Source organism: Bacillus sp. bc15 (genome assembly GCF_900142585.1).
Taxonomy (GTDB): domain Bacteria; phylum Bacillota; class Bacilli; order Bacillales; family Bacillaceae_G; genus Bacillus_A; species Bacillus_A cereus.
Genome location: NZ_FRBJ01000028.1, coordinates 1 through 8,932, shown reverse-complemented (window position 1 = coordinate 8,932; position 8,932 = coordinate 1). Strand labels below are relative to the sequence as shown.

Genomic DNA, 8,932 nt, shown 5'->3' with positions numbered 1-8,932 from the left:
TTCTACATATCACAATTAGGAGGAAATATCATGAAACTAAATACAATGAAATTAGAAGTACTTAATAAAGAAGAAAATGAAAAAGTAAATGGCGGTATTAGCTGGGGAGATGTATACACAGCTGGACAAATTATGTGGGACACTGCTAAATATTATTCAAAAGGTAAAGGACCAGCAATGGAAGCACAATATAAATATGGTATGCCAGGCGGTAAATGGTAATAACTAAAAACTAAAAACATCCCTATCAATTTTGTAAATTGATAGGGATAATTTATAAATTAAAACATATAAAATATCCCTATAATAAGGAGCAACAATAATGAATAAAAAGAAATATACGGTATTAACAAAAGAAGAGTTATTAAAAACTGATGGTGGAAAAACGAAATTGGCAGGAACTAATGCGTCTTATTATCCTATGAAATGGGGTAGAGAACTTGGACAGTGGATTGGATCAAAAATTAAATAACATACCTTATTAATTTAATAAAAAGAATTCTGGAATCCCAGAATTCTTTTTGCTATTTAAGGAATAATCAAATCACAGTATATCTTTGTTGTTTTGCAGCAATTTCAAGCACAAAGTTGCTTAACAAAGCAACTTTGTTAAGTACAAATATTGCGGTATCGAATATAAGGAACAGTACTCTATAATATTTTCCCTATCCTTTTTACAAGTATATTTGTAAATGTGCTATATTTCGAAGCTACCTTTTGTAGTTGTAATTGTTAGCTTTAGTTCTTCTGGTTGATTTGTTTGATTATTAGGTACGTTTCTTTTTTGCTGATTCTTTGGATTTTTCAGAGCTTCTAAATACTTATCAATATCAAACCAATATTTTTTTCCATCCGAGTGGAATTTGTATCGTGGATGCTGATGTAAATCATACTTTTTATCTTTAAATGGTCTTTTACCGATTATTTGGACAATACAGGTATCACGCTCCATTGTTAATAGCTCGTCTTGTGTCATTAACTCTCTACCTAATTTTGAGTAATTTTGCCCAAAACTATCATTATTGGAGAGTGTTTTACTTTCGTTATAGTCATTGATTGTTTCTTTTCCAAGTTCTTCACTTAAAGATTTAATTGTTGACTTTTCTTTTCCACCTAAGAAAATAGACGTATCACAGTTACCAATAATTGTATCAGCACTGTCTTTATAAATTGGTTTCAGCTGTGAGAGCGTTTGTAAAATAATAGTTGCTGAAATGTTACGTGAACGGATGGTTGCAATTAATTTTTCAAAGTTTGGAATCAATCCAATGTTAGCGAATTCATCTAGTATAAATCGTACATGAGTTGGTAATGAACCTCTGTGTTTTTCATCTGCAATTGTACAAAGCATGTTAAACAGCTGTGAATACATTATAGATACAATAAAATTAAATGTAGAATCTGTATCAGGTACAATAACGAATAATGCTGTTTTACGCCCTTGATCTCCAAGTGTATCGAGGTTTAATTCATCTTTTGAGATTAAATCACGAAGTGCAGGGATATTTAATGGAGCTAACCTTGCACCGCAAGAGATTAAAATACTTTTTGCTGTTTTACCAGCAGCGTTTTTATATAATTTATATTGCTTTACAGCAAAGTGAGTATTATCCTCTTTTTCTAATTCTTCAAAAAGATAATCTATAGGATTTTTATAGTCCTCATCATCTTCTTTTACCGTTGAATATGAAATTAAATCAATTAATGTTCCTAAATGTTGTTCGTCTTTAGGGAATTTTGAAACGATTAAACTTAAATACGCCTGATATAGTAGTCTTTCCGCCTTTACCCAAAAATCTTCCCCTTTTTTTGAACCTTCTCCTTCTGTGTTCGCCATTATAGTATTAACAAGTTTTAAAATATCTTGTTCGTTGTACACATACTTTAATGGATTATATCGCATACTTTTTGCAAAGTTTATGGTATTAAATATCTTAATTTTATATTTTCCTACATTTTTTAATGCCATGCCTAGTTCATTCACAATCGTCCCTTTTGGATCTGTAACTACAAAACTTGCATTCATCTGTAACATATTTGGTTTAACTATGAATCGTGTTTTACCACTACCAGACCCACCGATTACTGTCACATTTTTATTACGTCGTACATCAAAGGGAGCATCTTTATCGTCTAATCTAAGCTTTGTATTCTTTGAAAATATAATGTTATTATATTGGTCATTTTCGTCATACATATTTTTCAAATCTTTTTGAACACTACCCCATTGCGCTGAACCATGTTCAGCACCTTTTTTATATTTCTTTTTATTATTTTTCTTGTCGATCACAACGTATACAGCAAATACTACTGTAAACATTGGGACGAACAAGTCAATAACGTCAAAAGACAAAGGAAAAGCGTATAAGAGATATTGCGGTTCTGAAAACAAATAATCAAATGCAGCAAGTGTATTACCTTCAAAAGTTACCCTAAAGTAATAAAAAAGGTAATTTAATAGAATAAACAAAATTACACCAAGAATAATATAAGCTTTATTTTCCTTGATTTTTTCCATTGTAATACTCCTTCTTTAACATTTTAAATTGTACTGTGTTGAATGCCTATTTTAGCGGTGTTACCATGGATTTTACCGTTCTATTTTTATGAATCTTATATATAAAGGAAGGGCGAGTAATTTTACTCGCCCTCTTTTTGTTTAACTTTGACTTAGCTAAATAAACCCTTTAATGAAGGAACAAGTAACGTTGCGATTAAAACAATACCAGCACCACTCATAAACTGTTTCATCCCCTGTGACTTTGCCCCTGGGTTATCATTACCATAACCTTCTAATAAGTTTACAACTCCCCATACACCTAAACCTGCACCAATTAAGATAACTAATTTTTGTAATACATCTACACCAGTATTAAAAAATTGCATTATTTTTCCCCCTATCTATTTTTTGCGTAACCTTGACTTAGCTAAATAAACCCTTTAATGAAGGAACGAGTAATGTTGCGATTAAAACAATACCAGCACCACTCATAAACTGTTTCATCCCTTGTGACTTTGCCCCTGGGTTATCATTACCATAACCTTCTAATAAGTTTACAACTCCCCATACACCTAAACCTGCACCGATTAAGATAACTAATTTTTGTAATACATCTACACCAGTATTGAAAAATTGCATTATTTTTTCCCCTTTTCTTTATTTGTATTTGGTAATTCATTTTTTATAAGAATAGATAGTAAAACATCTATTTTATAATACTTGATAAGTTTTAAACCGCCTTGTATTAAAAGGGGTAAGCCTATCAAAAGTAATACTACTTGAATAACAATATATATATCTAACATAGCCTTTACCGCCTTTTACATATTAATGTTTTGTTCTTGATTCTTCTCTTTCTTTTTTCTCTTTTTGAAGAATAAAAATGTTCCTAATATGATACAGATCACCGCAACTGTAATTAATGCGATTATTATATTTTGATTGTTTGAATCTTTATTTTGGTTATTTTTTTCATCTTTTTTGTATAAAAAACTGTTTGAGTTGTTCTTTGCGGTAGTTGGATATATTTCTGTTATTTCTGTTGCATTCACTTGTACGGTTCGTGTATCCAGTCCCAAAAATGTTGAACCTTTATTAATGTATCTTTCTGTATCCAGGTTAATTGTGGTATCTTGTCGAACCGCATATTCTTCATGAGAATTTTCGTTTTCATCTAATATTTTAATTGTTCTTCCATAGGGTAGCGTTAGGCTAGAAACAAATGCGCCACTTGCATCTAAAAATTTGACCATGTATTTCTCGCCAATATTTTTATTTTTAAACACGTATTTTTTTTCAGTGTATACGCTAACTTTATTATTATTTGAACTGTTTGAAGTTACATAATCTTTTAACTTAGTATCGTTTTGCATCGAACCTCCCCATGGATTATTTGTAGGGGGAATAACATTACCATTATTAGTTTTTGCATTGTTTGCATCCGATTTTTGATTGCTATTTGTGGCTGTACCTTTGCTGTCGTTAGATTTCTCTGTTGTTCCCGTTGTTTCTTTATTTGGTACCTCGGTTGTAGTTTCGTTAGGTTTTTCTGTGTTGGTTTGGGCTTCTTGTAATTCTTTAAAACGTTCATTTAAAATTTTTTCAACCTGATCTGAAACATCTTTATCTGTAATTGGCTTTTTTTCAGATTCAGTGATTACTTTTTCAGCGTTTTCCCATTTTGCATAAAGAGTAATGGAGTCTTTTAAGTTGTCATTGCTAAATTTATTTGTTAACTCAGCATTTGTATACCAACCGATGAAAATCTTGTCTTTATTAGACAGTTTAGGCGCTTTAATTTTTTGACCGATATTTAATTTTACAGGTGCAATTTGTTCTTCTATATTTGTTACAAAATTCACCGTAATTTCTTCTGTTTTATCGTCAATCCCATTGTTATTAAAATCAGAGAAGAATTTAGCGTAATATTCACCATTAGAATCGGTAATTTTTTTATTATCAATATCCTGTAGTTTTTCTTCTACCTTTTTTCCATCACCTTTATCTACTGCTTCAAACCACCCTGTAAATTTATAATTTGTGCTTGGATTTATATCTGGTAAAATATCTTTTAGTTTTGTATCTTTAGTAGCACTTTTCACTACTTCTTTTACTTGCGCATGATTTTCTAATAAATTTCCACCTACATCTTTAACATAGAATTTCACTGAAAATTCCTCTTTAGTTGTTAAGACTGGTTTAATAAGTAATTTTCCATCTTTCATTTCAATTGACCAGTAACTTAACATTTTCCCATTACTAACCTTCGGTTTTTCAAGGTTCATTTCTTTATCACTAGTTAATACCGTACTTTCAACTACATCATTATTTTCATTTAGCACTTGGATCATCGCTTTGGATGGTATTAGTTCATGGAATAAAACTTTACCTTCATAGCTCACTTTTAAATAATTCCGAGCAATATTTTCATTTTCTTTTGTTTGTGTAGGATTATTTACAGTAGCAAGGACTGTTGTGTTACCTATTAGAGAAAGTGATAGAACACTACTTACTAAAACCCGCTTTGACTTTTCCCACATATGATTAATCCCTTCTGTTTAATTCTTTTTGTGCCTTTTCTAGCCAATCCAAACTAAACTCAACATTTTCAAGAGCTGAATCCTCCTTGTTTTCGTTTGCTTTTATCATTTGATCCAGCATATCGATTACTTCAGAGGGCTCATCTAGATTAGAAGAAGTTAAATACGCCATAATATTTTTTTCTAAGTTGTCAAAGGTTATATTTTTTAATTCTAAATTTGTTTCTTCTTCTAATTTTGAAATAATACATTCGTTATTGTAATACTCTTGAACAGCAATGTTTTTTTTATTGTGATTTAATACTAAAAGCAATAAGTTTAGTAAGAAGATATTTGTATGTTGTTTTTTGATTAAAATATTTTCATTATCTTCTATTTTTGTAAGAGGATATAGCTTTGAAATTCTTGATTTATCAACTTTTATATTTAAGGCCTGTACAACTTGCATTTCTAATATCTGATTATTAAGAGTAGGAAGATGAAACATATGCTTCTTTATATAGGCTTTAATCAGCATTTATTAATCTTCCTTATTATTTTTCTTTCTTTCATCTTCAAAATTATCTTCATAGTAATCATCTTCCATTACTTCTTCATCTTCATTTGCCTTGGTTTGATTCTTTTTCTTTTTCATAACTAAGAAGTAATATAAAGTAACCCCAACCACAGCAATCAATAATACAATTAGAAGAAACGAATTGTTGTTACTTTCTTCTTTCGGTTTTTCTGTTGCAGATTGAGTATTTGCTTTCTCAGCTTCTGCTTGTTTCTGATTTGGTACATTCGGTTTAGCGCTTGTACCATCTTTACTAGCAGTTGCAGTACCATCTAGTGTTGTCTTTTTAACATCTGATAAAAAATAGACATTATTTTGGGTTTTATCTAAATCCACAATTAAGTAAAATACATTACTATCTTTATCGGTGATTGTATAAAATGCTTTAGAACCGCTTGTTGTAAAGTCTGTAACGGTCCCTGTACCATCAACTTTTTTTCCGTTAACACTTGCAGGTGTTTGAGCTTCGACTTCTTGTTCTTTCTTTTCACCCTTAACATCTGGTCCAGAAGGTGGCTCTCCTACGGATTTATTTTCTGTTACCTTTTGTGTTTCAGATTTATTTTCTTCTGCGTATGTTAAATTGGAAACACTCCCGAATGACAGTGAACCCATTAATAATGTTGTGAAAAACAATCGTCTAGTAAGTTTGAACATAACCTTGAGCTCCTTCTCGCTTAGTACTGTTATTTTGGTTATCTTCTTTCACATCAGTTCCAACTTGGCCTTTTTCTACTTCATTATCAATTGCCTTTAGTGCTTCATCAGGACTTACTCCTGTTTCTTGCAGCCGTCTTAACACTTCACTATATTTCAGATTAAACAGTAGTTCTTTATCTGTAGCTAATCGACTTTTTTCGTCTTTCAAATTGTCTTGTAATTTTTCAATTCGTTGTTCTCTTTTTGCGATTTTTTCCTCTAATTTTTTGATGCGACCTGACAAAAAAACCACTCCTTAATACTTTTTTAAAACTATTATCTTTTAACCCTGTGGATTCCAGCGAAATGTTGTTGCCAGTATGGGGTTTTCCAGTTGTGATAACCAATCCCAGCATTTTGACTGTCATACATAGTGTTTTCGTCGATGTAAAACCCAACGTGAGAAATATGATCTGGACCATCATAAGTGCCCTTAAAGAAGATTAAGTCACCTGGTTGTGCTTCACTTGGATTAATTGGTACAGTTAACTCATATTGAGTCAGTGCGTATGATGGTAAATCAATTCCAATTTGCTTTAAGCCCCAAGATGTGAGCCCACTGCAATCAAATCCTTGAGTTGGATTTTTACCGCCCCATACATACGGCCATCCTTGAAACTTCTCAATTTCTGCTAATACTGTTTTGAAATCTCCTGAAATATTTGCACCAGGACCCCCAATGTACTCACTAATTAACTCACCATAATGGAAGTTTCCTCCATCAACATATCTATAGGGTTTACCTACTCGAACCGATGTTTCGTTGACGTAAGGTGTAGTAATCCCAGTAGTATTTCCTAAACTTGGGGCTACTACAGTTCGTGAGTATTCTTCAGCTACCTCAAGGGAATATTCTCCCCCTCTTTTACCAAGCCATGTTGCGAAATAATTACCATAGTTGTAGGCTTGTGCTAATGCCTTAACATTATTTTCATAACCCATGTTAAAAGCTTTTAGGGCTAGCAAACAATCTTTTAAATGCTTTACACCTTGTCGAACGGACTCTTCCTCTGTCTGAAATACATTTGGTCTACCATAACCAGCAGACTCGGAAGACTGCATAATGTCGCGAGTACCTGTTCCTCCGCTCTCGATCTGTATTATAGCTAAAAGTAAATTGACATAATCTTGCATGCCTTGTGCAGTGGCTTCTTTTTCAACTAATGCTCGCCATTTTTCAACTTCAGGAGATAAGTTTTTTGAAGCACCAACGTTTCCACTGATTTGTTCTTGTGACTTTGATCCGGCACCCAACATACCTGCAATTAATAAACAGATGATTCCAACAATTATTATTGGGAAAGCACCAGTAAATGCACCGCCAGCTATTGCTGCAACCTTAGTTCCTATTAGCTTTTTGACGTTTTGAAGATTAAATTTCCCTAAACTTTTGAGTAAATTAGCAACTTGATCCTTAACGTTAGATGCAATACTCGTAAGGGCTCTTGCCTTATTCTTGTCTCGAAGTGGAGAGTAGTACATTTTCTTTTTAATAGCTTTTTTCTTTAGGTTAGTCTTAGACTCTACTTTGAGCTTTGTATCTTTAGGGAAAGGTATTAGCTTGCTTTGTTGCTTACCCATTTTCCCTAATTTCGCATTTGCTTTAATTCTATTTTTAGCGAGCTTTTTTGTAGCTCTAGCAATTTTCGTGGCACTTTGACTCGCTAATTTTACGCCCTCGTCACCTTTTTCTAGTTGTTCTTGATACTTTAAAGCGCTACTTCCTGCTACATTTGTTGTTACTTTCGTTAATTTTTTTACTGTTGCTTTCGTTAGTTTTTTTACGCTAGGCTTTTTCTCTAGCTTTTTTAATTTTTTGAGGCTTTCAATTTTCCCTTTATCAAGTGTTTTTATATAAAGTTTTTCTTGCCTTTTTTTCCTTAATTTTCGAACACCCTTTTTGGCTAATCTAAACCCTTTCCTGGTTAATCTATAACCTTTAGTAACCCCTTGACTGGCTACCTTAACGCCATCATCACCTTGTTCTAATGCTTTTTGATACTTTTTAATACCACCTTTTACAGAGTTTTTTGTAGCACCTGCAAGAGTTTTAGTACCATATTTCAAGGTGTTTTTGGCCTCTATTAAAGAATTTTTAACTTCAGCCTTTGTAGCAATCAAGGAATCTTTACCGAGTTTTCCAATAAAATGTATTCCCTTTTGAACTTTTGGATTATCAGTTAATAATTTTTTGAACTTTTTTTCGCTTTCTTTTAAAAGTGATTTTTCAGTTTGCTCTAATTGCTTTTGTTGAGATGTTTTTACTGCCTTTGGTTTCTGAACTTCTTTGATTAGATCTTGTTGTCGAATCTTTTGATTAATATGTTGAGACTGTTTAGAAGATTGCTTTTGTAATTTCTCTTGCCCTGTTTCTTGTGGGCTTTGGAGAGCACTTGTAGTCTGTGAAAATTGTTTCTGTTTAGATGTTTTAGAGTGCCTATCTACCCTCTGTACCGTACTTTCTTGTTGTTGAAATTCTTGGTTGCTGTGTTGCAATACTTTAGAAGATTGCGTTTGCAACTTTCCTTGCCTTTTTTCTGGTGGGCTCTCAGTAACATTTATAGTTTGTAAAACTTGTTTTTGCTCGGCTGTTTCCCGTTTCTTATTTAGTACCTTTGCGGTACTTTCTGGTTGCTG

The 8,932-nt window shown here is 32.4% G+C and carries 11 protein-coding genes; 2 read left to right on the top strand and 9 right to left on the bottom strand.

Annotated elements, in window-relative coordinates; genetic code table 11:
- Positions 1-30 precede the first annotated feature (30 nt).
- Both BUA87_RS29630 and BUA87_RS31515 read left to right on the top strand, forming a co-directional pair.
- On the top strand, positions 31-222 hold the full coding sequence (locus BUA87_RS29630; RefSeq protein WP_072941947.1) for a hypothetical protein: 192 nt from the start codon (positions 31-33) through the stop codon (positions 220-222).
- 100 nt (positions 223-322) lie between these two features.
- The gene (locus BUA87_RS31515; RefSeq protein ID WP_176545999.1) at positions 323-472 is read left to right on the top strand and encodes a hypothetical protein; all 150 of its coding nucleotides are present in this window, start codon (positions 323-325) and stop codon (positions 470-472) included.
- A gap of 225 nt (positions 473-697) precedes the next feature.
- Here the strand turns inward: BUA87_RS31515 and BUA87_RS29625 are convergent, their stop codons facing one another.
- The 9 genes from BUA87_RS29625 to BUA87_RS30770 form a co-directional block, all read right to left on the bottom strand.
- On the bottom strand, positions 698-2,518 hold the full coding sequence (locus BUA87_RS29625) for a VirD4-like conjugal transfer protein, CD1115 family (RefSeq protein WP_072941944.1): 1,821 nt from the start codon (positions 2,516-2,518) through the stop codon (positions 698-700).
- A gap of 152 nt (positions 2,519-2,670) precedes the next feature.
- Positions 2,671-2,886 (bottom strand): Maff2 family mobile element protein, encoded by a 216-nt coding sequence (locus BUA87_RS29620; RefSeq protein ID WP_050845617.1) that lies wholly within the window; start codon positions 2,884-2,886, stop codon positions 2,671-2,673.
- Positions 2,887-2,923: 37 nt separating this feature from the next.
- Complete coding sequence (locus tag BUA87_RS29615) at positions 2,924-3,139, bottom strand: Maff2 family mobile element protein (RefSeq protein WP_050845617.1); 216 nt, start codon at positions 3,137-3,139, stop codon at positions 2,924-2,926.
- A complete protein-coding gene (locus BUA87_RS31510; protein ID WP_176545998.1) occupies positions 3,139-3,306 on the bottom strand; it encodes a hypothetical protein in 168 nt (55 codons plus the stop codon). Before BUA87_RS31510 ends, BUA87_RS29615 begins: the two co-directional genes overlap by 1 nt.
- 15 nt (positions 3,307-3,321) lie before the next feature.
- A complete protein-coding gene (locus tag BUA87_RS29610) occupies positions 3,322-5,040 on the bottom strand; it encodes an InlB B-repeat-containing protein (RefSeq protein WP_072941941.1) in 1,719 nt (572 codons plus the stop codon).
- Between the two features lie 4 nt (positions 5,041-5,044).
- On the bottom strand, positions 5,045-5,557 hold the full coding sequence (locus tag BUA87_RS29605) for a hypothetical protein (RefSeq protein ID WP_072941938.1): 513 nt from the start codon (positions 5,555-5,557) through the stop codon (positions 5,045-5,047).
- 3 nt (positions 5,558-5,560) lie between these two features.
- Positions 5,561-6,253, bottom strand: coding sequence for a CD1107 family mobile element protein (locus tag BUA87_RS29600; RefSeq protein ID WP_072941935.1), 693 nt, complete (start codon positions 6,251-6,253; stop codon positions 5,561-5,563).
- Positions 6,237-6,548 (bottom strand): hypothetical protein, encoded by a 312-nt coding sequence (locus BUA87_RS29595; RefSeq protein ID WP_225989865.1) that lies wholly within the window; start codon positions 6,546-6,548, stop codon positions 6,237-6,239. Before BUA87_RS29595 ends, BUA87_RS29600 begins: the two co-directional genes overlap by 17 nt.
- 23 nt (positions 6,549-6,571) lie before the next feature.
- The coding region (locus BUA87_RS30770; RefSeq protein ID WP_083530705.1) for a lysozyme family protein at positions 6,572-8,932 on the bottom strand (2,361 nt) is incomplete at its 5' end.

Bases quoted from the DNA above. Each gene is read 5' to 3' on its own strand.
- BUA87_RS29605 (WP_072941938.1), bottom strand. From the start codon at position 5,557: ATGCTGATTAAAGCCTATATAAAGAAGCATATGTTTCATCTTCCTACT.
- BUA87_RS29600 (WP_072941935.1), bottom strand. From the start codon at position 6,253: ATGTTCAAACTTACTAGACGATTGTTTTTCACAACATTATTAATGGGT.
- BUA87_RS29625 (WP_072941944.1), bottom strand. From the start codon at position 2,518: ATGGAAAAAATCAAGGAAAATAAAGCTTATATTATTCTTGGTGTAATT.
- BUA87_RS29630 (WP_072941947.1), top strand. From the start codon at position 31: ATGAAACTAAATACAATGAAATTAGAAGTACTTAATAAAGAAGAAAAT.
- BUA87_RS29615 (WP_050845617.1), bottom strand. From the start codon at position 3,139: ATGCAATTTTTCAATACTGGTGTAGATGTATTACAAAAATTAGTTATC.
- BUA87_RS31515 (WP_176545999.1), top strand. From the start codon at position 323: ATGAATAAAAAGAAATATACGGTATTAACAAAAGAAGAGTTATTAAAA.
- BUA87_RS29620 (WP_050845617.1), bottom strand. From the start codon at position 2,886: ATGCAATTTTTTAATACTGGTGTAGATGTATTACAAAAATTAGTTATC.
- BUA87_RS31510 (WP_176545998.1), bottom strand. From the start codon at position 3,306: ATGTTAGATATATATATTGTTATTCAAGTAGTATTACTTTTGATAGGC.
- BUA87_RS29610 (WP_072941941.1), bottom strand. From the start codon at position 5,040: ATGTGGGAAAAGTCAAAGCGGGTTTTAGTAAGTAGTGTTCTATCACTT.